The following is a 23,518-nucleotide window of genomic DNA, read 5'->3' as shown; positions in this document are numbered from 1 at the left end:
CTTGAATTTTTTCATGTTATTTGACCGACCCGGCCAGCAGGCCGCGCACGAGATAGCGCTGCATCGCGAAGAAGACGAAGAGCGGTACGGCAATGGAGACGAAGGCGGCTGTCGCCAGGATCTCCCAGTTGCCGCCGCGCGTGCCGAGCAGCTCGACGATCTGGTTGGTCATCACGGTGGTGGACCCGGTCGCATCGATCAGGAACACCTTGGCCACCAGAAGATCGTTCCAGGTCCACAGGAACTGGAAGATCGCGAAAGAGGCCAGCGCCGGAAAGCTGAGCGGCAGGATGATCCTCGTGAAGATCTGGAAGTCCGTCGCGCCGTCCACCTTGGCATTCTCGATGATGTCCCGCGGCAGGCCGACCATGTAGTTGCGCAGGAGATAGACCGCGAGCGGCATGCCGAAGGCCGTGTGGGCAAGCCACACCCCCATGTAACCCTTGCCGATACCGACGGCGAGATGCAGCCGCAGAAGCGGAATGAGCGCCAGCTGCAGCGGCACGACGAGCAGCGCCACGACGGCGGCGATCAGCAGGGCGCGGCCCGGAAACTCCATCCAGGCGAGCGCATAGGCCGCAAACGCCGCGATGACGATCGGGATGATCGTTGCCGGGATGGTAACCGTCAGCGTGTTGAAGAACGCCTTGCCCATGTTGTCCTGTCCAGTGCCGGAAAAGAGGATGGTGCCGTAGTTTTCCAGAGTAAAATCAGGCGGCACCGTGGCAGTAACGAAGACACGCTGACCACGGCCGGAAATCTGCTTGTCGTTGCCCTTCCAGACATAGGACCCGTCGGCCTGGAGCGTCAGGCTTTCGCCGTCGCCCATATCCGCTGTGTCGCCGGGCTGGTAGGCGGAGACGTCGCGCGAGGAAACGCCCCAGGAGCGGATGTCGCGCGGGTTTCCTTCAAAGATGTTGCCGCTGACGGTGAACATGTCTCCGTCGGCAACCCTCTTGTCCGGATCGGCCGTCCGGTAGACCTCGTTCTGTTCCGCCGGAAACAGTGCAGCCCACCAGCCGGAACTGGAGATCTGGTCCGCAGTGCGGAAGGACGAGACGAAGAGGCCCACCGTCGGGAACAGCCACAAAAGCACAAGCGCGGCGACGGAAAGTTGCACGGCCCAGGTCAGGCCGGATTTTTTCCCAGCAATACTGGCCATCACTTCATCTCCTTGCGGGCATTGTAGACGTTCCAGACGAGGATCGGCGTCACCAGCAGCATGATGATGATGGCGCTTGCCGAACCGACGCCCCAGTCATTGGCGCGGAACAATTTGTCGTACATGTAGTTCGCCAGAACCTGGGTCTCCCACTGGCCGTTGGTCATTGCAAAGACGATGTCGAAGACCTTGAGAACGGTCAGCGTGATCGTGGTCCAGACCACGACAATGGTACCCATGATCTGCGGCACCTTGATCTTGAAGAAGATCTGGAACGGGTTGGCGCCGTCGATAATGGCGGCCTCGACCGTCTCTTCCGGAATGCCGCGGAGAGCGGCCGACAGGATCACCATGGCAAAGCCGGTCTGGATCCAGATCAGCACCACCATCAGGAAGAAGTTGTTCCATAGCGGCAATGTCAGCCAGGTTTGCGGCTCGCCGTAAGGCACCTCTGTGATCCAGACGTTGACGGCGGAGCTCAGCGACACCCAGATCAGCCAGATTCCGCCGAAAGCCACCAGCAGACGAAGCGGAAGCAGCCAGAGCGACTTGTCCTCGCCCTTGGCGACGATGCCGCGTACGAAGATCCAACCAACCCAGGCGACAATGCCCGCAAATGCCAAAAGGATGATCGTCGGCAGCACCTGCAGAAACAGGATAGAGCCGATCCCACCGTCGAATTTCAGCCAGACGGCATTGAGCACGCCGATCTGGTTCTGATCCGCCGCGCGGGTGTCGTAGATCAGCTTGAAGATAACCGATGCGCCGACGAAGGAGATCGCCATCGGCATGAAGATCAGCGACTTGGCAAGGTTACCCCACCGGATACGGTCCGTGAGCTGGGCGACCAGCAGGCCGAACGCGGTGGCAGCCGCAGGCACGACGATCAGCCAGAGCATGTTGTTGCGCACGGCTTCCCAGAACTTCGACTCGTTCATCATCTGGCGGTAATTGTCGAGGCCGACAAACGCACCGCCTAGGGAACGGTCGGTCAGCGACAGGCGCAAGGTCTCGAAGACGGGATAGGCAAGATAGAGCGTCAGAGCGAAGAGTGCCGGAAACAGGAACAGCCACGGCCGCACAAGATTGGCCCGGTTGATGTTCCGTCCCGCGTTCGGTCCCTGTGCCGGGAAGATGAACTTGTCCAGAATGACATTCGACAAGAAGAAATACAGTAGGCACGCCCCAACGCCGCCGACGATGGTGACCAGGCCCAATAGTGCCGGATTGCCCGAAAGCATGGCTGTTCCCTCCCATTCGTGATCACGGGAACTCCCGGAAGGCCGGAAGCTTCCAGTATCGAGGAACTTTATTTTTTGTTTTTGGGTACTTACGCCGATCCTTCAGAAAAACGGCCGGCCTCCCGAAGGAAACCGGCCGCCTGGAGGATTACTTGAGGGCGTCCCAGCTTTTCTGGATTTCCCCGGCGACCGCCTTGGCGTCCTTGCCGCCGGTATAGTCGACCATGCCGGTCCAGAAGGTGCCCGCGCCGACGCCGCCCGGCATCAGGTCGGAACCGTCGAAGCGGAAGGTGCTGGCATTTACGAGGATCTCGCCCTGGCCGCGCAGGGTGTCGTCCTTGTAGGCCGCAGGGTTCGCACCCTTGTGCGGGGTGAGGAAGCCGGTCTGGGCCATCATCACTTCATGGGCGAGCGGCAGTTCGAAGAACTTCATCAGCTCGCTGGTGGCATCGGACGGGTTGGTGATCGCCATCAGCGTGCCGCCACCCAGAACCGGGCTGCCGAGATCCTTGTCCGCGTAGGCGGGGAAGTAGAAGAAGTCGACATCCGTGCCGAATTCGACGCCATCCGGGAAGAAGGCTGGAACGAAAGAAGCCTGGCGGTGCAGATAGCACTGCGGTGGTGAGGAGAAGAGGCCTTTCGGGCTGTCGCGGAAGTCGGTGGAGGCTACGGTGCCCGCACCGCCGGCGACCTTGGCATCGTCACGGGCGAACCAGCCGAATTCCTCGATCGCGGCAACGACTCGCTCATCATCGAACGGAATTTCGTTGGTGGTCCACTTGTCGTAGACATCCGCCGGCTGGGTGCGCAGCATCAGGTCCTCGACCCAGTCGGTTGCCGGCCAGCCGGTCGCAGCACCGGACCCCAGACCAATGCACCACGGGGTTTCGCCATCGGCGACGATCTGCTCGGTCAGCGCCTTCAGGTCCTCCATGGACTCCGGAACTTCATAGCCCGCGTCCTCGAAGTTTTCCGGCACATACCAGACAAGGCTCTTGACGTTGACGTTATAGAAGAAGCCGTAAAGCTGATCCGTGCCATCCTTGTCCTTGTAGGTGCCAAGATCGACCCAGCTTTCGCCGGCGCCGTAATTGTTGGCGATCCATTCACCCATTTCGGCGGGCAGCGGTGTCAGGAGACCGCGCTTGGCCATGTCGGAAGCCAGGCCCGGCTGTGGGAAGACGGCGATGTTCGGCGCAGCGCCTGCTTCGGCATCGATGACGATCTGCTGTTCGAAGGAATCCGAGCCGGTATAGATGACTTCGGCACCGGTGGCTTCGGAGAAATAGGCCAGCACGTTGCGGAAGTAGCCGTCTTCCGGCTGCAGCCACGGACCGGCAATGGTCACCGTCTGCCCCTTGAGGTCAGGCGCGGACTTGGCCCACTCGTTGTAGCTGTCCCAGTTGAACGGGCCTTCACCCGGGGCGAATTTCAGATCAGCGGCTGCGGCTGCGCCGCCGCCGAACGCGACGCTCAGCGCAAGAACGGCCGTACAGGCCTTCAAACCAAGTTTCATGTCTATCCTCCCAGATTGTCCCTATGCCGGGACTCTCTATTTAAAGTGGCACACCTCACCACCTGGCAGCAATACCCACCCGGGCTGCAGGTTAGGCAATTCTACCAGAACCCTTCATCCAAACCGCTTTGGATTTCGCCCTCACCATGTCTTCGCGCTTCGGTCTTGTCAAGCGGACAACTCGCGAATTAATGTTGCGTTTCAATAACAGCATGTTGGGAGGAACGCTTTCAAAGCGTTTTGGGTTGGAATGAGCAATGGCGTGAACCTGAAGGAGCTGTCGCAGCGGCTGAACCTGTCGCAGACAACGGTCAGCCGCGCCTTGAACGGCTACCCCGAAGTCAGCGAGGAAACCCGCAAGCGCGTCAGCGAGATGGCCGAGAAATTGGGCTACGCTCCCAACAGCCAGGCACGGCGCCTCGCCACCGGACGGGCCATGGCCATCGGCCATGTCATACCGCGCTCCATTCACGAGATGATGAACCCGATCTTCCTGGAGTTCATAGCCGGGGCCGGCGAGACCTATTCAAAGCACGGTTACGACATGATCATCTCGGTCGTCGACGATGCCCATGAGGAGGACGCCTACAGGCAGATCGCCTCGCGCAAGAAAGCGGACGGCGTCATCATACATGGCCCGGCCAACGAGGAGACACGGCACAAGCTCCTGAAGGAACTCAACCTTCCCTTTGTCGTACACGGCCGCATTCCCGGCGCCGAGGAGGAAACTTCCTGGATCGACATGAACAACCGCCGGGCCTTCGAACGGGCGGCAAATCTGCTGCTCGATCTCGGCCATACGCGGATCGCCCTGCTCAACGGTCTGGAACACATGGATTTCGCCCGCCGCCGCCGGCGCGGCTTTGAAGATGCGCTCGCAGCCAGAGGATTTGCGGCGGACCCGGCCCTGATGCGCAGCGCCGACATGACCGAACCCTATGGTTGTGACAATGCCATGGAGATGCTCGGGGGCGACAATCCGCCGTCCGCGTTCCTGGTTTCCTCGATGATCACCGCAATCGGCGTCGCCCGCGCAGTCGGTCAGCGCGGCCTGAGAACCGGCAAAGACGTCTCGATCATCACCCATGACGACGCGCTGTCGTTCCTGCCCAACAGCGGCGAGGTGCCGATCTTCACCTGTACCCGGTCTTCTGTGCGGTATGCCGGTGAAAAGGCGGCGGAATTGCTCCTGAACATGATCGCCGATCCGCTCAGCAAACCGGCCTCGCTTCATCTCGATGCCGAGCTGATCATCGGCCAGTCAACCGGCCCCGCCAGCACCGCGCCGCGCTAATACGCCAGCGCTCAGCACCACTTGGTGAGAGCTCACATCCAGGCAGCTGCCGGAAACAGCGGGCACATGTGCCGCCTAGACGTGCGTGAGGCCGCAGCTTTCCAGGAGATCTTTCATTTTGCCGAGCCCGTTCAGGCGGTGGCGCCGGGCAATTGCGCCTGCGGTTTCCGCGTCCTTCGCCCGGATCGCCTCCCAAAGCGCCCGATGGTCGGCCGCATTGGAGGCGGGCGCACGGTTCAGACGCAAGAGCACCGTGTTGGCCCGGTAGACCTGATCGAGAAACCCGGAGATTTCCGCTTCCAGGCGCAGATTGCCGCTGGCCTTGGCCATCAGCCGGTGAAAGCGGTCATCCAGCACGGCCCAGGCCTCGATCTTGCCTTCCTCCAGCACCGCGTCGGACCGGTCGAGAACCTCGCCAAGCTCGCCAAGCACGCCCGCTGCCGCCTTGCGGCAGGCCGTTTCGGCCGCAAGTGCTTCAAGCGCCGACAGGATCTGGTAGATTTCGCAAATATCCTGCCGTGACACAGGAAGCACCTTGGCGCCGCGGCGTGGCACGAGATCCACCAGCCCGTCCGCCTCCAGGCGGATCAGCGCCTCGCGCACCGGGGTCCTGCTCATGCCGAGCCTGCTGGCAATATCCGGTTCGGGCGCCTGGAACCCCGGCGGCAATTCACCATTCAGTATTTCGGCCTTCAATCGGTCATAGGCGTTGTCGACACGCGTGGATTTTGCTTTCGATGACATTGCGGGCTGCACCCAGTTTCCTGACCTGTGTCTCAAGCAGTTGCATTGTCCCGCGCGCTCAAGCGAGGCCGGCACGGCTCCTGGTTCGCCGGAAGGCTCCCCCCCGGCGCGGCCGCTCTTTTTTGAAAGCAATTCAATGCCGTATTGATAATTATATCGATAGAATTTTATCCAATGGCGTTCCTTCAGGACACCAGCGCAGCCAGTGAAGCGCCCCGCCCGGTTCTTTGCCTTGAATTTAAAGGCGAATATGGATTTCTTTGTTGAGAAAAAAATATTGTCGAAAATGACGATGCCATAAAGTCACCCCTTGCGGGCACACACCGGTTTCCGCCCCGGGGAGCCGGACCGCAACGCGTCGGAGACCAGCCGTTGCGCCCCCCTCTCCGCCCGGCTGGATTCGGAGTACCTATGAGGCGATGAAACAGACACATACAAATCCGATATCGGACAGCGGGCAGCCGCCGGAGGATCTGGGCTGCCTGGTCCGGGACACGCTCCGGTCAAAAATCACAGTAGTCGACAGCCGCGAACGTAAAGTTGTTATGCGCAATTACACCAGTATTGCTAAAAATCCGGAACAATTTCACTTATTTCCTCAATAAATACCGTTTGTTATGCTTTTTGAGCTTTTATGAAAGCATCCGTTCGTGGGGGCTTTTATGGAAGGTGCGGCAGCAGGATTGTTGACTGGGAACAATTATGTTCTGCTGTCACTTGCGGCTGCCGTTTGCCTCCTGGGCTCCGCCTTTTCGCTTTTTCTTCTTTCGAAAATTCAGCGGGACGCCAGCCCCGCCAGAACCGTCTGGCTTGTATGGTCGTCGCTTGTCGGTGCCTCTGCAATCTGGGCGGCTCTCGTCACGGCACATGCCGCCGGTCCTCTTGCAGCGGCAGCCGGATTCCGGCTGGAAGTGACGCTCTTTGCCCTGGCCATTGCGTTTGCGGGCCTTCTCGGCGGGTATTTCCTCGCCCTGCGCCGCAGCATTCGCCTGGCGCCGGAACTGGGCGGGATCATCTTCGGCCTGACCGTTGCGGCACTCGGCTTCACCATCACAATGGCCCATGCCGGCGGCCACGGCGTGGACGGCACCGGATCCTACCGTCTTTGGTCACTGCTTCTGGGCACCTGCCTCGGCGCCATTGCGATGAGCTTCGTACCGCAACTGCAATCGCGGCGCGCACTCTTCAGCGCAACGCTGTTCCTGTTCCTTGCAGCACTCGCCATTCACCTGTCCTCCCCTTCCGTTCCGGACAAGCATGTCAGCTTTCCGCGGGAAGCGGAGCTTTTGCCCGGCCGGTACATGGTGCTGTTCGCACTGACCGTATTCGGTCTCTGTACGCTCTTCGCCGCCACGGGAAGCCTGCTCGACCGTTATCGAAAGAATGCCGCCCGGCGTGCTTACCAGCACCTTGCCCTGCAGGATTCGCTCACCCGCCTGCCGAACCGGCACTATGTGCAGAAGGTGGCCGGTGACATCCTCAAGAAGGCGGAACTGGAAGGCAAGGCCTGCGCCGTCGTCCTGATCAGCCTCGACCAGTTCAAGGTCATCAACGACCTGCATGGCTACGAGGTCGGCGATACGGTCCTTTGCACCATGGCCGATACGCTGCAGGCCAATCTCGCCGATCACATCTTTATCTCGCGCTTCTATGGGGATGAGTTCCTGATCATCAATCCGTCGCTCGACTCGCTCGACGACGCCGTCGAGTTCGCCCGCCTGGTACGCTCGCTCGCGCGCCGGCCGGTACAATGGCATTCCTACCGCCTCTCCATCCGCTCCAGCATCGGGCTGGCCGTCTTTCCGCGCGACGGTGGCGATCTCAACAAGCTGGTGCAACGGGCCAATCTTGCAGCAAAGCAGGCGAAATCCATCGGCGGCAATCTGATCCAGCCCTATGTGACCGGCATGGAGGAATCCAACCGCTGGGAGGCAAGCCTGGCCGCGGACCTGCGCAACGCAGCCTTTGAAAACCAGCTCAATCTGGTGTTCCAGAAGCAGAACCTGACCAAGACCGGCGAACTCGTCGGCTACGAGGCACTGGTGCGCTGGCGGCATGCGGAAAAAGGACCGATCGCACCGGAGGATTTCATCCCGATTGCCGAACGTTCCGGCATCATCCTCGACATCGGCAACTGGGTTCTGGAAGCAGCTTGCGCCGAAGCCGCGGACTGGGAAGAGCCGGTCTCCTTATCCGTCAACGCCTCGCCGCTGCAATTCTCGCGCAGCGATTTTGTCGGACTTGTCTCCACCGTTTTGATGAAGACCGGACTGCCGGCCGAAAGGCTGGAAATCGAACTTACGGAATCGACACCCATCGAGGACCATGAACGGGTGCACGAGTCAATTCTTTCACTGCGCAAGATGGGCGTCAGGGTGGCCATGGACGATTTCGGCAAGGGTTACTCCTCGCTCAATACGTTGCAGGCCTTTCCGTTCGACAAGATCAAGGTCGACAGGGCGTTCACCCAATCGCTCGAAACCAATCCTCATGCGCGGGCGATCCTGCGTTCTGCGATCTTGCTCGGACACAGCTTCGGCATTCCAGTAATCGCTGAAGGTGTCGAAACGGAACGGCAGTTGCAGTTCCTGCAGGAAGCCGGTTGCCTGCAGGTTCAAGGCTTTTTCTTCGGCAAACATTTGCTTCCCTCACAGATCAAGAAGCGGCCTGTTAACCTCGATCAAACAGGAAGCTAGCGCAGATTCTGCATTTACTGAAAGAATTTCCTAATTATACACTGTTATAAATATCAGTATAAGTTTTCCCTAAAGAGTTACCAAATGTTACTCTTGGTAACAAAAGTAAAACATTAACCATAAACCCTTCCCTTAACTTACGTTTGATTAACTATAAAATCCTACCTTGAATGCAGACAACAATGACGGTGCTGCAATGACAACATTCTTGGCCCCAACCAGACTGATGCACGAGTTCAAGGCATGCCTCTCCAGCCTTCTGGCAGGCGCCTCCCTGATCAGCTTGTCCATTGCCGGTACTCCCGTTTCCGCCCAGTCCCTGGAAGAGGCCATGGCATCCGCCTATGCCGTCAATCCGGGCCTGAAGGCGGAGCGCTCTCGCTATGAGGCCACCAACCAGGGCGTCTGGACGGCACGATCGGAATTCCTGCCCACCGTCACCGGCAGCTATCTCGGTGAACAGAATGCCTTCAACACGCGCAGCGGGACGAGCGACCGGGCGTTTTTTCACGAACTCGGCGTTTCCATGTCCCAGACCGTGTTTCAGGGCCTTGCCGGGGTCAACCGCCTCAACCAGGCCCATGAAGAAGCGAATTCCGGACGCAACCAACTGATCGGCGCTGAACAGACGCTCCTCTTCAACACCGCCGATGCCTATCTGCAGGTGGTCCGCGACCGGGCCATCCTCGCGCACCTGCGCTCCTACACGAATGTGGTTCAGCAGGAAGTCAACGCCGCCCGGGCGCGCTACAAGTCCGGCGACGCAACAAGGACCGATATCGAGCAGGCCCTTGCCCGCCTCGCCGAGGCCCAGGGCAATTCGGACCAGGCTGTCGGGGACCTAGAAGCGTCCGAAGCAGTCTATGAGCGCCTGACAGGGCAAAAGCCGGGCAAGCTCGGCTGGCCGGGCATCCCCAAGGCGATAGAACCCAACGGTCTCGATGACGCCCTGACCGTCGCTTTCCAGAACAATCCCGCCATTCGCGCAGCAACCTCGGATGCACGTGCCGCCCGCTATGCGGCCCGTGCCGCGGTCGGCGACATGCTGCCCCGCGTCTCGCTGGAAAGCGAATGGCAGAACGGTTATCGCGGCAACCTCGGCAACCTGGACGACGAGGACTTCCGCTTCGGCGTCCGCGTGACCGCGCCGCTCTTTACCGGCGGCCGCAACATTGCGGCAGTCAAGCGCGCCAAATACACCGCCGCCGAACAGGAATACGAACTCGACGACACCCAGCAGATCATCCGCGAGAACGTCACCCGCGCCATCAAACAGCGCGCTGCCTCGCGCCTGAAAGCAAAGGCGACGCAGCGCGCCATCGAAGCGAACGAACGCGCAGTCAAAGGCCTGCAAGTGGAATTCGACAGCGGCCAGCGCACCCTGCTCGATGTGCTGGACGGTGAACGCGAATTGCTGCTCACCAGGGTCGACAATGTCAGGGCACGCTACGACAGCCGCATCGCCGATTTCTTCCTTCTTGCGAATATCGGCCGGCTGGCCCCGCAGCATTTCGGCATTATCGAGGAACGTCCGGCACCGATCCCCCGCATCATGCCGGAATTCAACACCTGGGACCTCCGCCTCGGACCGACGGAAAACGACATCTTCCAGTCAGGTGTGATCGCGGTCGCGGTCAACGAACCGGTTCCGGTTGTGATCGAGACCGAGCCTTTGCCACCGATCAAATAATCCAGCAGCGCATGAAAAAGGCGGGTCCCTCGAGACCCGCCTTTTCTGTCCTGCTGCAACGGGTGATTGCCCCGGCTCAGTACTGGATTCCCTCCAGATCGGCGAAGTCGATCCGGCCGCCGTCGGCCAGTTCGATATAGCCGGCAGAATCCTGCGACAGGGTGATCTCTCCGCTGATGGCGTCCACATTGTCGATGGTGCCACTGGTCATGGTCACCGACCAGTCCGCACCATAAGCGCCAAGCGGCGTCCCGTCGGCAGCACCGCTGAGGTCGACAACGTCTATCCAGCTACCGCCAGCTCCGCCATGGACCGTATCGTGCCCGTCGCCGAGCATATAGGCAAAGAGGTCCGAACCGTCGCCGCCGGCGAGATAGTCGTTGCCGGTCCCGCCGCGGATCAGATCATCGCCCGAGCCGCCATAGATGCGGTCGTTGCCGCCCTGACCAAGCAGGATGTCGTCGCCGCCGCGTCCATAGAGCGTATCGTTCATGCCGCCACCCACCATGGTATCGCTGTAGCGCGTGCCTGTTTCGCAGACAGCCTTGTCGCTGCCGTCAACCACGTCCAGCGTGATGCTTTCCGTGTCCGACAGGCCACCGCTGTCCGTGGCGGTGACATCGATCGTGATGGAACGCTCGCTCTCGTAGTCGACCGCCGCATCGTCCTTCAGCTTCAGGAGGTAGTTGTCGCCGTCGGAGACAACTTCAAACCGTTCGTCGGAGACTGTGAAGGTATGGGTATCGCCCACATCCGGGTCGACCACTGACAACTGCACCAGTTCCACACCTGCCTCGTTCTCCGGCACGAAGAAGCCGGCAGGATCGGTGTGCCCATGCGGTTTATCGCTATCGTCATCATGGTCATGCCGGCCTTTCCGGCCATCATGGTGATGACCGTGATGATCATCGTGATGGTCGTCATAATGTCCACCGGCACCGCCAGGCAGATAGATTGCGCTTCCGACAATCAGATCGGGCGGTGAATTGTCCGATCCACCGGAAGTGACCTCGATCGGGAAGACAGCGCTCGACTGGGTGCCGTCGCTCGATGTTGCGGTGACCTTCACGTTGAGGTTTTGGCCTGCGACCAACACCGCGCCATCTGCGACCGTCACCACGCCGGTGTCCGCATCGATGTCGAAACGGCTGTCATCGATCGCATAGGTGACCGTGTCGCCCGCATCGGCGTCCTGGGCAAAGGCGGTGAGGCCCACCACCATGCCGGCGGCCGCGGTCGCTGCAACCAGGTTCTGCGCGGTATCGGTATCGCGGACCGGACCGATCGGCATGTTGGGGTCGCCGGTTCCGTCGTCGATGTCGATGACATCGATGACGATCGTCTCGGTATCCGAAAGACCGCCGCTGTCCGTTGCCGTCACCTCCACGGTGACCTGGGTCTCCGTCTCGTAGTCGAGCGCCTGGTCGTCCTTGAGCTTCAGCACGTATTCGCCGTTGTCGAGAACGACCTCGAAGCGGTCGTCGGAAACAGTGAATGTGTGCGTATCGCCGATATCGGGATCGAACACCGACAAGGTTCCGACCTCGGCGCCGAACTCTTCCTCGTAGACCGCAGCCGTTGCATGGGTTTCGAACATGGTCTGGTCGAAGACAGGATCGTCGAAATCCTTGTCACCGCCCCCGACAAGGTCCTCAAAGCCAATCCGGATACCGCTTTCCTTGGTGTAGTCGTAGCCTTTCGGATTGAGCGACCCGTCCCCGGAGAAGAAGACATTGGCTCCCTGGCCGGTCAACGGCGTTCCGTTAGGACCGACTGCCTGCCAGTTGCCCTTGCCATCAAGCTGGAACGTCACCTGGTCTCCACTCTTGAGACCCTTGTTGGTGTCGGCTCCGTCCGGGATCAGGAAATAACCGATCTCACCGGCTTCGACGCCTTCCAGGTAGACCGTCGCTGTGTCGCCCGCGGAAAGCAGGTTCTGATTGACCCAGACGATTTCACCGCCAACCGGATTTCCGGCTCCATCCACGTAGAAGACGCCCAGCACGTTGCTGTAGCCCGCCGTTTCTTCGACGAACGTCATCGTAACTGCCGTACCCGCACCCAGAGCCGGATCAAAATCGAGATCCGGTGGATGATTGGTGTCGGACACGTTGATGGTGAAGGTTTCGGTCGATTTCGAGCCATCCGTCGACGTCGCAGTTACAATGACATCGATGGCGGGCTCGGCATCGCTGTCAAAGACCGCACCATCCGCAACCGTGATCACGCCGGTATCCGGATCGATCTCGAAGCGGCTGTCACCGGTGAGCTGGTAGCTGACCGTATCAGTTGCATCCGGATCGTCGGCAAAAGCCGTGATGCCGACAACTGTGCCGCCGCCCGCATCTTCCGGAATCGTGTTCCGGGCCGTGTCGACGTCTGTCACCGGACCGATATCGAATTCGTCCTCATCGCCGATATCGATGCGGAAGGTCTTCGCCACCGAAGACCCGTCGCTCGAGGTCGCGGTCACTTCCAGATCGACATGGTCGATCGCCTCCCGGTCGATCACAGCACCATTCGCCACCGTCACGACGCCGGTATCGGCGTCGATGTCGAAGCGGCTGTCGGTGATCGAGTAGGTGACGATGTCGCGCGCATCCGGATCGTCCGCAAAGGCGGTCAGGCCGACATAGGTGCCACCAGTGGCGTTTTCCATGACGCTGTTCGCACCGGTATCCGCATCCGAAAGCGGGCCGATCGGCGTGTTTGTCTCGTCGATATCGATGACGTCGATGACGACGACCTCGGTGTCGGACAGACCGCCGGTGTCGGTTGCCGTCACGGCAACGGTGACCTGGGTTTCCGTCTCATAGTCGAAGGCCTGGTCGTCCTTCAGCTTGAGCATGTACATGTTGCCCGAGACCACCACCTCGAACCGGTCGTCGGACAGGGTGAAGGTATGCGTGTCGCCCACATCCGGGTCGATCACCGACAACGGCGCGATTTCGGCGCCAAAATATTCCTCCACCACCGCGGTCCGGTTGTCGGAGACCAGCGAGACGCTGTCGATCAGCGCACCGCCGTAGTCGTCGGAACCGATTTCCACGAAAGTCAGAGTGTTGGATCCGTCACCAGACCCGCCGACGATGTCATAGGCATAGGTCTGCCAGCCGGAGCCGGTGGTTGCCGGGTCGATCGTGTCGATCAATTCGCCGTTCCAGTAGACTTCAGCCACGCTCTGGCCGACACCGCCGCGCGACTTCATGTCGAAGGACAGGTGATAGACTTGTCCGTCGAGCTGTCCCTCGATCTGCTGCGCAGCCCAGCCATTTGTCCGAGCGGCCAGGTCCATGTGGTGCGTGCCGTCGGTCGCGCCGTAATTGTTGTGACCCGCCTCATGGACATCCACGTTGTTGTATGTCCAGCCTTCGATGGAGTTCGGATTCTCGTACCAGCCCGTGCCCGCACCGCCGCCATGGGGTCCGTCATAGACCTCGAAGCTGCCGTTGACGATGAACTGCATGGATCCGTTTTCCAGATGCACGACCAGGTCGGGCGGCTCGTTGCCGTCGGTTATGTTGATCGTGAATGTTCCGGTCGAACTGGACCCGTCCGTCGAGGTCGCCGTCACGGTGACGTCGATGGCGGGTTCGGTTTCCGCATCGAAGCGCGCCCCGTCCGCAACGGTGATCACCCCGGTGTCGGGATCGATCTCGAAACGGCCGTCGCCTGAAATCTGATACGTCACCGTATCGGTCGCGTCCGGATCGTCGGCGAACGCGGTGATATGAACCACGTCGCCGCCCGCTGCGAATTCCGAAATCGTGTTCGATGCCGCATCGACATCCGTCACCGGACCGATATCGAACTCGTCGTCGTCGCCGATAGTGATACGGAAGGTGCCGGTCGACGTGGACCCGTCCGTCGAGGTTGCGGTCACCTCGACGTCGATATGCTCCGTCGTTTCGCGGTCGATGACCGCACCATCTGCAACGCTGATCACGCCCGTATCCGGGTCGATGACGAAGCGGCTGTCGGTGATCGAATAGGTCACGCTGTCAAAGGCATCTGGATCGTTGGCAAAGGCGGTGACGCCAACCACCGTGCCACCCGCCGAGTTTTCCTGAACGAAATTCGAGCTGACATCCGTGTCGCTGACGGGACCGACCGGAGCCGTGTTTTCGTCGATGTCGATCACGTCGATGACAATGGTCTCGGTATCGGAGAGGCCACCGCTGTCGGTGACCGTGACATCCACCGTCACCCGGGTTTCCGTCTCGTAGTCGAGTGCCTGATCGTCCTTGAGCTTCAGCACATATTCGCCGTTCTGGACGACCACCTCAAAACGGTCGTCGGAAACGCTGAAGGTATGCGTGTCGCCCACATCCGGATCGAAGACCGAAAGCGCACCGACCTCGGCACCGTGTTCTTCTTCGTAGACGGAGGCCGTGGCGTGGGTCTCGAACGTGGTCTGATCGAAGACAGGATCGTCGTAATCTTTGTCGCCACCCCCGACGAGGTCCTCGAAGCCGATCCGAATGCCGCTTTCTGCGGTGTAGTCGAAGCCATCCGGGTTGAGCGAACCGTCGCCGGAGAAGAACACGTTGGCTCCCTGGCCCGTCAACGGCGTTCCGTTTGGACCGACTGCCTGCCAGTTGCCGTTGATGTCCTGCTGGAACGTCACCTGGTCTCCGCTCTTGAGGCCGGTGTTGAGTCCGGCTCCGTCGGGGATAAGGAAATAGCCGATCTCATCGGCTTCAACGCCTTCCAGGTAGACCGTGGCTGTGTCGCCCGCAGAGAGCAGGTTCTGGTCGACCCAGACGATCTCGCCACCAACCGGATGTCCGGAACCATCCACGTAGAAGACACCCAGCACATTGCTATAGCCGGCGGTCTCTTCAACAAACGTCATGGTGACGGCCGTCCCAGGTCCCAGGGTAGGATCGAAGTCGAGATCCGGAGCTTCGTTGACGTCAGTGATGGTAACCGTGAAGGTGCCTGTTGATGTGGACCCATCCGTGGAGGTTGCCGTTACCTCGATATCGACCGTCGGCATGGTTTCGTGATCGAAGCTGACGCCGTCCCTGACAGTGATGACGCCCGTATCCGGATCGATTTCAAAGCGATTATCCGTGATCGAGTAAGTCACGGTATCCGTCGCATCCGGATCTTCGGCAAAGGCGGTGATGCCGACATATTCGCCGCCCGCGCCGTTCTCGGCGACCGTGTTCAGCGTCGTGTCGATGTCGGTTACCGGACCAACGTCGAATTCGTCCTCGTCGCCAACGGTCACCCTGAAAGTACCGGTGGAAGTGGAGCCATCCGTCGAGGTTGCCGTGACCTCGATGTCGATGAAAGGCGTTGCCTCGCGGTCGATCACCGCACCATTCGCAACGCTGATCTCGCCCGTATCCGGGTCGATCACGAAACGGCTGTCGGTGATCGCGTAAGTGACCGTATCCGTCGCATCGGGATCTTCGGCAAAGGCCGTTACACCAACGACGGTCCCGCCTGCGGAGTTCTCCATGACGAAGTTGTCGGTGGCATCTACATCGGTCACAGGACCGATGGAGAACTCGTTCTCGTCACCGATGGTGATGCGGAATGTGCCGGTCGAGGTCGAACCGTCCGTCGATGTCGCCGTCACCTCGATGTCGATGAAAGGCGTTGCCTCGCGGTCGATCACCGCCCCGTTCGCAACGCTGATCTCGCCCGTATCCGGGTCGATCACGAAACGGCTGTCGGTGATCGAGTAGGTCACCGTATCCGTCGCATCGGGATCTTCGGCAAAGGCCGTCACACCAACGACGGTCCCGCCTGCGGAGTTCTCCATGACGAAGTTGTCGGTGGCATCTACATCGGTCACAGGACCGATGGAGAACTCGTTCTCGTCACCGATGGTGATGCGGAACGTGCCAGTCGAGGTCGAACCGTCCGTCGAGGTTGCGGTCACCTCAATGTCGATGAAAGGCGTCGCCTCGCGGTCGATGACTGCCCCGTTCGCAACGCTGATCACGCCCGTATCCGGGTCGATCACAAAGCGACTGTCGCTGATCGAGTAAGTGACCGTATCCGTCGCATCGGGATCTTCGGCAAAGGCCGTCACACCAACGACGGTCCCGCCGGCCGAGTTCTCCATGACGAAGTTGTCGGTGGCATCCACGTCCGTTACCGGACCGATGGAGAATTCGTTCTCGTCACCGATGGTGATGCGGAAGGTGCCGGTGGAGGTCGAACCGTCCGTCGAGGTTGCCGTCACCTCAATGTCGATGAAAGGCGTCGCCTCGCGGTCGATCACCGCGCCGTTCGCAACGCTGATCACACCCGTATCCGGGTCGATCACAAAGCGGCTGTCGGTGATCGAGTAGGTCACCGTATCCGTCGCATCGGGATCTTCGGCAAAGGCCGTCACACCAACGACTGTCCCGCCGGCCGAGTTCTCCATGACGAAGTTGTCGGTGGCATCCACATCGGTCACAGGGCCGATGTCGAATTCGTTCTCGTCGCCAACGGTCACCCTGAAAGTACCGGTGGAGGTCGAACCGTCCGTCGATGTTGCCGTCACCTCGATGTCGATGAAAGGCGTCGCCTCGCGGTCGATGACTGCCCCGTTCGCAACGCTGATCACGCCCGTATCCGGGTCGATCACAAAGCGACTGTCGCTGATCGAGTAAGTGACCGTATCCGTCGCATCGGGATCTTCGGCAAAGGCCGTCACACCAACGACGGTCCCGCCGGCGGAGTTTTCCATGACGAAGTTGTCGGCGGCATCCACGTCCGTTACCGGACCGATGGAGAATTCGTTCTCGTCACCGATGGTGATCGTGAAGACACCCGTTGACACCGATCCGTCCGTCGAGGTTGCGGTGACGACGATATCAATCCGGTCTGTCGTTTCGCGGTCGATGACCGCACCGTCCGCGACAGTTATGACGCCGCTGTCCGGGTCGATCAAGAAACGGTCGTCGGTAATGGAATAGGTGACCGTGTCACCTGCGTCGGGATCATTCGCAAAGGCGACCACACCGACCACAGTCCCACCTGCCGCATTTTCCTGAACGAAATTGTCGGCTGGGTCGATATCGACAACGGGACCAAGGTCTTCGTTGCCACCACCACCACTACCGTCATCGTCCTGTCCGGCACCGCCACCGGTGCCGTCGCCAACCTGGGAACCGGCTGCCTGGATACCGTCACCGCCGAGATCGAACTGGGACAGGGTGGGGTCCAGTCCGCGCGCCTGCGGAACTTCGCCGTCGCCAAGTCCGCCATCGTCGTTCGGTCCGCCGTCGGCGGTCTCGACCACATCCGTCGCGCCATCCGGCAGCAAGCCGTCGCCCAATCCGTTGCCCTGACCGCGGCCAAGGCCTTTGCCGTTCGCGCCGGCGTCCTTGAAGCCATCACCGCCGAGCCCCTCGCCATCTTCCAGGGAAGAGCCGGAGCCTTCATGTTCCAGCGGCACGGCCTGGAAGAGGTTTGCGATGGTCGCTTCGCCCGTGTCCTCCGGCTCGATCGACAGCGAATAGTCGTTGTGACCGGACGGACGATAGGGATCACCGGCTTGCGCCTCAACACGCGGAGAAACTGGATTGGGTCCGTCAGCAGTCTTTGCGACAGCTTCCCCAGAGGAAGATGCACCCGATTTACCTGCGTTTGCTGAAGTGTCGGTATCGGCCATGACTTGCACGTGCTCCATTAGAACGTAACGTCATCACGCGCAGGCTTGTCTTAATAAAAACCAACTCCAATCATCGAAATACACGTACACCTTGAGGTAAATTTAGAATTTCTGGTATTTTTGGTAAACGGTTTTGAAACAATTCCGCGCCTTTAATAAGTAACTGGAGGCGCTAATCATGGCATCTTTTATCACTGATACTTTTTCCAATGTAAAGCTTCCGCAACTGGAGTTCTTCTCTTCAGAGACGGGTGACAAGGTCTCGACACCCAAATTGCCGCGTTCTGTCGTCACCGCTTCCATCCTCATCAACGTCCTCGGCCTGGCGATGCCGCTAACCATCTTGCAGGTCTATGACAGGATCCTGCCGAACAAGGCGACCGACACGCTTGTCATCCTCATCCTGGGCCTTGGCGCAGTCCTCCTCATCGACGCCGTGCTCAAAACGGCCCGGTCCTACATCACCGGCTGGCTTGCTGCCTCGTTTACCCATCAGGCCAACGTGGAGGCCACACGCCGCCTCCTCCATTCCCGTGCGGACCTCAGTTCCGAAGCAACGGTGACGAAGCACCTGGATTCGCTGAAGTCTCTCCAGGCGATGGGTGACAATTACGGCGGTCAGGCACGCCTCCTGGCAATTGACCTGCCCGCCAGCCTCATCTTCCTGGCGGTTCTTTTCCTGATCGGCGGCCCGATCGGCTTCGTTCCCCTTGCACTGCTGGCGCTCTTTGCACTCAGGACGGCCAGGCTGAATACCCGCATCGATCAGCTGATCGAGCGGCGGGCGGAACAGGACCAGCGCAAATACGACTTCATCTTCGAGGTCTTGTCAGGTCTCAACACGATAAAGGCCATGGCCTTCGAGCCTGTGATCCTGAGACGTTTCGAGCGCTTGCAGACTCAGAACTCCCGCCTCGGTTACGACTATATCGACCTCAACAACCAGGCCCGGGCATCCTCCGGCTTCTTCACCGTCCTGACAACAGTCTGCGTCGTGTCCAGCGGTGCCCTGCTGGTCATGGGCGGTTTCATCAGCGTTGGCGCCGTTGCCGCCTGTACCTTGCTTGCCGGCCAGGTCGTGCAGCCTTTGTTGCGGGGCATCAATCACTGGACCGACATGCAGCGCGTCAAGCACGATTTCCGTGAGGCGCGCTCTCTGTTCGAAATGCCGCGCGAAGAGCGCACCGGCAATCCGGGTCTCTCGGTGATCGGCAACATCAAGCTGCAGAATGCAAGCTATCAGTCGCGTGGAGACGCCATCGTCGCGTTGCATCACCTGACGCTGACGATCAATGCCGGCGAGACGGTCGCCTTTGAAGGCAGCGACGGCAGTGGCCGCACGACACTGGCACGGCTGGTCTCCGGCGACGTCGAACCGACGTCGGGCCAGGTGCTCATCGACGGCCAGGATCTTTACGGGCGCGATCACCGCTATCTATGCCGTGACATCGCCTATGTCGGCAACGACGCGCAGATGTTCGCAGGTACGATCCTGCAGAACCTCACCCTGTTCGGCTCGCGCGCGAACCCGCAGAAGGCGCGCATGGCGGCCGACCTGATCGGTCTGGAAAGGGACATCCACCTGCTGCCCCTCGGCTATGACACGGTGCTCGGCAATGCCATTGAAGAGAACCTGACGGATTCCATGGTCCAGCGCATCGCGATCGCACGGGCCCTGGCCGGCGAGCCGAAAATCCTGATCCTGAACGATGCCAACGGCGCGCTTGATCATCGCAGCGAGGCCCAGCTCGTCGAAGCGCTCAAACGGCTGAAGGGCCAGCTCACCACGCTCATCGTCAGCCACCGCCCCTCCTTCCGGGCCATCGCCGACAAGCAGTTCCTTCTGGAAAACGGCCGTCTGGTGCCCACACCGGAGAAGCCGGAAGCCCCGCGTTACAAATTCCGCCGCCGCGATACCGCCGGCACCAAAAAGCAAGCTTAGGAGCGAAACATGTCCCTGGCCGCTTTTGAAAATGCCGACTCCATGCTCCAGAACCTCAATCCGGCCGCAAGCCGGATGAACCTCGAATCCCGCGTGCAGCAGCATTCCGGCAGCACAAGCGACCGGGCCTCGTCCGCGGAAGCCTGCCTGCTGCCATTGCTTGAAGCGCTCGACTGGGACGGCATGGAGCGCCACCTCTTCGAAGCCCTGCCCCATCTTGAAGGCATCAAGGGTATCTTCGAACTGCGCGCGGTGCTCACGCGCCTGAACTTCCGCGTCACCCCGTCCACCCGGGCGCTGAAGCAGCTGACCGCGGAGCAGTTTCCGTGCCTCGTCAAGACCGGCAACAACCTGCTCGTCGGCCTCGGCCGGACCAGCGACGGCCGTTTCCAGGCCTATAGCGGTGAAGCCCGGCGCACCGTCGCCGTTGCCTACAGCGAGTTGAAGGACGCCGAACTCTTTCTGGTCGAGCCGGACGAGGAAAGCGCCAGCGCGGGTTTCCAGCACTGGTCCTCGCGCCTGCTCCACCAGTTCCGTGGCACGGTCCTGTCCATCATGGCCGTTGGCCTGCTGTCGAACCTGCTCGCCCTCGGCCTGCCGCTCTTCGTCATGAATGTCTATGACAAGGCCATTGGCGCAAAATCAGTGACCGTGCTGATCACGCTGCTGATCGGCATGGGCGTTGTCCTGGCCATGGACTGGATGGTGAAGGGCACCAAGTCGAACCTGCAGGCCTACCTCGGCGCACGCCTCGATGCAGTGGTGGCCAACACCACCTTCCGCCACTTCCTTCACCTGCCGTTGCCGCTGATCTCGTCTGCGCCGATCGGCGCGCAGATCACCCGGCTGAAGCAATTTGACGGCGTGCGCGAGGTCTTCCACGGCAACCTTGCCAACGCCCTGATCGACCTGCCCTTCTCCATCATCTTCGTTGCCGTGCTCAGCCTCATTGGCGGACCGCTTGCCCTGCTTCCCCTGGGCCTGCTGGTTCTTTATGTGCTGGCCGCCCTCATCATCGTTCCGCGCATGAAACAGGCGATCGGCCAGGCAGGCGACGCCAAATCGCGCATGCAGAACATCACTGTCGAGATGCTCTCCAAGCGCAAGGCCATCCGCGAACTTTCGGCGGACGACATCTGGGTGGAAAAGTACCGTGCCATCTCCGCCGACTTTGCCCTCAAGAACCTGAAGACAAAACAGCTGTCGCAGGTCATGCAGGTGGTCTCGCAGATGCTGATGACCCTGTGCGGTATCGGTGTTCTGGGTTTCGGCGCCATTCTGGTCATGAACCAGAGCCTCACCCAGGGTGCCCTGATCGCGGTGATGGCCCTCTCCTGGCGGGCTCTCAGCCCGATGCACCAGGCTTTCCTCAGCGTCTCACAGCTCGGCCAGGCACAGCAAACCATCGAACGCATCAACAGTCTTCTGAAGATCGAGCTGGAACGCCAGCCGGGGAAGCTGCCCAGCATCCATCGCCAGTTCCAGGGCACGATCCGCTTCTCCAACGTGGTGCTGCGCTACCCGGCCCGCCAGGAACCGGCCCTGCGCAACTTCTCCCTGCAGATGGAACAGGGATCGGTAACCGCCATTACAGGCCCGAGCGGCTGCGGCAAGACTTCGCTGGTGCGCGCCGTGCTCGGCCTCTACCGGCCGCAGATGGGCGCCGTACTGGTGGACGATCTCGATATCCGCCAGCTTGACCCCGGCGAATGGCGCAATGCCATCGGCTATGCACCGGAACACTACGATTTCTTCTACGGTACGATCGCCCAGAATTTCCGGATGGCCAACCCGCAGGCGGACAATGACCAGGTGCGCAAGGCTTTCGAGGAGTTCGGCCTCAATGCCTATGGCGAACTGCTCCCGCAGGGGGTTGAAACCCGCCTGACCGGTCAGTTGATCGCCTTGCTGCCGGACAACGTCAAGCAGCGGCTGCTACTGGCCCGGGCCTTCGTGCGTCCCGCGCCGATCTACGTGCTCGACAACCCGGCCGGCAACCTCGATTTCGAAGGCGACAAGCTGCTGATGAAAAAGATCGAGCAGGTGCGTGGCAAGTCGACCGTGATCCTGACGACCTACCGTCCGAGCCACATGCGCATGGCCGACAACCTCGTCTACATGCAGAACGGCATGGTGTCGATGGCCGGTGCGCCCAGGGAAATTCTCGAAGACGTCCTGAAACAGCAAACGAAATAACGGCCCGCCTCCGGGCCGCGACCGACAACCGCCGAGGACCATTCCAATGGCAACAAAAGACGATCCCGACACACTCCGCAAGGCGGTCTACGGCCGCGTCGGTCTTCCGCTGGAACTGGAAGACGGCGTCCCGCCGGCCTTTTATTCCCGCCTTCTGACGGGCCTGACGATTGCAACAGTGCTTCTTCTTGTCTGGGCGGCGATCGGGCAGATACGCGAGGTTGCCAACACGATCGGCGAAATCACGCCGGCAGGCCACATTCTGAAGGTGGAACATCTGGAAGGCGGTATCGTCGCGGAAATGCTGGTGGAAGAAGGCCAGCTCGTGCAGGCCGGAGACGCCCTTGCCCGCCTGGAAAAGCAGGATACGACTACGGAGCTTGCCCGCATCCAGAGCCGGCTTCAATATCTCGAGCTTGAAGAGCAGCGGCTGCTTGCTCAGGAATACAGCGATGCGAACACGGTCGGTCTTCGGCTCGATCCGGCTGTCGACGGCCTCAGCACGCAGCAGCGCGCTGCCCTGACGGCAAACCGCAAGGCGGTTGCCGACGAACAGGAGGCTTACACCGCCCGCGTTGCCCAGAGACGCGCGGAAGTGGCCAGCCTCGAAGCCCAGATCGAATTGCAGAAATCCCAGGTCGCGCTGGAAAAGGAAAAGTTCCAGATCCAGGAAGGCCTCCTGAAGGACGGCTACACCTCCCGCCGCCGCTACCTGGAAGCCAAGGGCGAATACCAGCGCTCTCAGGTTACGCTGGAACAGCTTTTCGGCAGCCTGGCCCAGGCCCGGGAAACGCTGACCGAAGCCAACGCGAGCCTCAACCAGGCCGGCGCCGAAGTGAACAGGGCTGTCGCTGACGAGCGCGCCAAGATCGCACAGGAACGGGCAGAACTGAGCCAGGAAATTGCCAAGCTGAAGGACCGCCAGGACCGGCTCTTCGTCAAGGCCCCGGTGGAAGGCTATGTCAAATCTCTCGGCCCGACCGGCCGCGGCTCCGTGGTCAATCCGGGCGACCTGATTGCAGAGATCGTGCCGCTATCCGAAAATCTCGTCGCCGACGTGAAGGTCAATCCCAAGGATGTCGGCCACATCAATGTCGGCGACAAGGCCGATATCACCGTCACCAGCTACGACCCGAATATCTACGGCACCCTGTCGGCAGAAGTGGAAACGATCTCCGCCTCCAGCTTCCAGGACGAGTTCGGCGAGTACTACTTCAAGGCAACCCTTGCCTTCCCCGGCCAGTCGATCGGGAAGGGGTCGAACGAGCGGCCGATCCGGCCGGGCATGCAGGTCAATGCCCAGGTCGTGACCGGATCGAAATCGATCCTCGTCTATCTCCTCCACCCGGTGACCCGCGCCGCCAGCACGATCTTCACCGAGCGCTGAAACCACGCCTCTCCGAGCAGCAAACGCCC

11 protein-coding genes are annotated in these 23,518 nt (G+C 60.6%); 6 read left to right on the top strand and 5 right to left on the bottom strand.

From position 1 onward, the window contains the following. Positions 1 to 16: 16 nt before the first annotated feature. The 3 genes from ACX3M4_RS23230 to ACX3M4_RS23220 all read right to left on the bottom strand — a co-directional run bounded on the left by ACX3M4_RS23230 (position 17) and on the right by ACX3M4_RS23220 (position 3,919). The gene (locus tag ACX3M4_RS23230) at positions 17 to 1,162 is read right to left on the bottom strand and encodes a carbohydrate ABC transporter permease (RefSeq protein ID WP_459355340.1); all 1,146 of its coding nucleotides are present in this window, start codon (positions 1,160 to 1,162) and stop codon (positions 17 to 19) included. Beyond that, positions 1,162 to 2,403 (bottom strand): carbohydrate ABC transporter permease, encoded by a 1,242-nt coding sequence (locus ACX3M4_RS23225; RefSeq protein WP_459355339.1) that lies wholly within the window; start codon positions 2,401 to 2,403, stop codon positions 1,162 to 1,164. Before ACX3M4_RS23225 ends, ACX3M4_RS23230 begins: the two co-directional genes overlap by 1 nt. A 148-nt stretch (positions 2,404 to 2,551) precedes the next feature. Further along, positions 2,552 to 3,919 carry an ABC transporter substrate-binding protein gene (locus tag ACX3M4_RS23220; protein ID WP_459355338.1) on the bottom strand — a complete coding sequence of 456 codons (1,368 nt, stop codon included), beginning with the start codon at positions 3,917 to 3,919 and terminating at the stop codon, positions 2,552 to 2,554. A gap of 250 nt (positions 3,920 to 4,169) precedes the next feature. Between ACX3M4_RS23220 and ACX3M4_RS23215 the strand changes: the two genes are divergently transcribed. Then, the gene (locus tag ACX3M4_RS23215) at positions 4,170 to 5,213 is read left to right on the top strand and encodes a LacI family DNA-binding transcriptional regulator (RefSeq protein ID WP_459355337.1); all 1,044 of its coding nucleotides are present in this window, start codon (positions 4,170 to 4,172) and stop codon (positions 5,211 to 5,213) included. A gap of 75 nt (positions 5,214 to 5,288) precedes the next feature. Here the strand turns inward: ACX3M4_RS23215 and ACX3M4_RS23210 are convergent, their stop codons facing one another. Beyond that, positions 5,289 to 5,957: a GntR family transcriptional regulator gene (locus ACX3M4_RS23210; RefSeq protein WP_459355336.1), complete on the bottom strand. Its 669-nt coding sequence runs from the start codon at positions 5,955 to 5,957 to the stop codon at positions 5,289 to 5,291. Between the two features lie 686 nt (positions 5,958 to 6,643). Between ACX3M4_RS23210 and ACX3M4_RS23205 the strand changes: the two genes are divergently transcribed. Together ACX3M4_RS23205 and ACX3M4_RS23200 are read left to right on the top strand one after the other, a co-directional pair. After that, a complete protein-coding gene (locus tag ACX3M4_RS23205; RefSeq protein WP_459355335.1) occupies positions 6,644 to 8,653 on the top strand; it encodes a putative bifunctional diguanylate cyclase/phosphodiesterase in 2,010 nt (669 codons plus the stop codon). A 208-nt stretch (positions 8,654 to 8,861) separates the two neighbouring features. Next, a complete protein-coding gene (locus ACX3M4_RS23200) occupies positions 8,862 to 10,343 on the top strand; it encodes a TolC family outer membrane protein (RefSeq protein WP_459355334.1) in 1,482 nt (493 codons plus the stop codon). A 76-nt stretch (positions 10,344 to 10,419) separates the two neighbouring features. On the opposite strand, the gene ACX3M4_RS23195 is transcribed toward ACX3M4_RS23200, so the two are convergent. Next, positions 10,420 to 17,964, bottom strand: coding sequence for a cadherin domain-containing protein (locus ACX3M4_RS23195; RefSeq protein ID WP_459355333.1), 7,545 nt, complete (start codon positions 17,962 to 17,964; stop codon positions 10,420 to 10,422). 178 nt (positions 17,965 to 18,142) lie between these two features. Here ACX3M4_RS23195 and ACX3M4_RS23190 point away from each other — a divergent pair, with 178 nt between their 5' ends. Genes ACX3M4_RS23190 through ACX3M4_RS23180 form a run of 3 tightly spaced genes read left to right on the top strand, consistent with a single transcriptional unit; the run spans position 18,143 to position 23,489 of the window. Beyond that, on the top strand, positions 18,143 to 19,906 hold the full coding sequence (locus tag ACX3M4_RS23190) for a peptidase domain-containing ABC transporter (RefSeq protein ID WP_459355332.1): 1,764 nt from the start codon (positions 18,143 to 18,145) through the stop codon (positions 19,904 to 19,906). A gap of 9 nt (positions 19,907 to 19,915) precedes the next feature. Beyond that, positions 19,916 to 22,102, top strand: coding sequence for a peptidase domain-containing ABC transporter (locus ACX3M4_RS23185; RefSeq protein WP_459355331.1), 2,187 nt, complete (start codon positions 19,916 to 19,918; stop codon positions 22,100 to 22,102). Positions 22,103 to 22,148: 46 nt separating this feature from the next. After that, the gene (locus ACX3M4_RS23180; protein WP_459355330.1) at positions 22,149 to 23,489 is read left to right on the top strand and encodes an HlyD family type I secretion periplasmic adaptor subunit; all 1,341 of its coding nucleotides are present in this window, start codon (positions 22,149 to 22,151) and stop codon (positions 23,487 to 23,489) included. The last annotated feature ends 29 nt before the right edge of the window (positions 23,490 to 23,518 follow it).

This window comes from Roseibium sp. M-1, assembly GCF_054515675.1.
The sequence above is the reverse complement of the archived record's forward strand: the minus strand, read 5'-3'. Positions and strand labels throughout refer to the sequence as shown.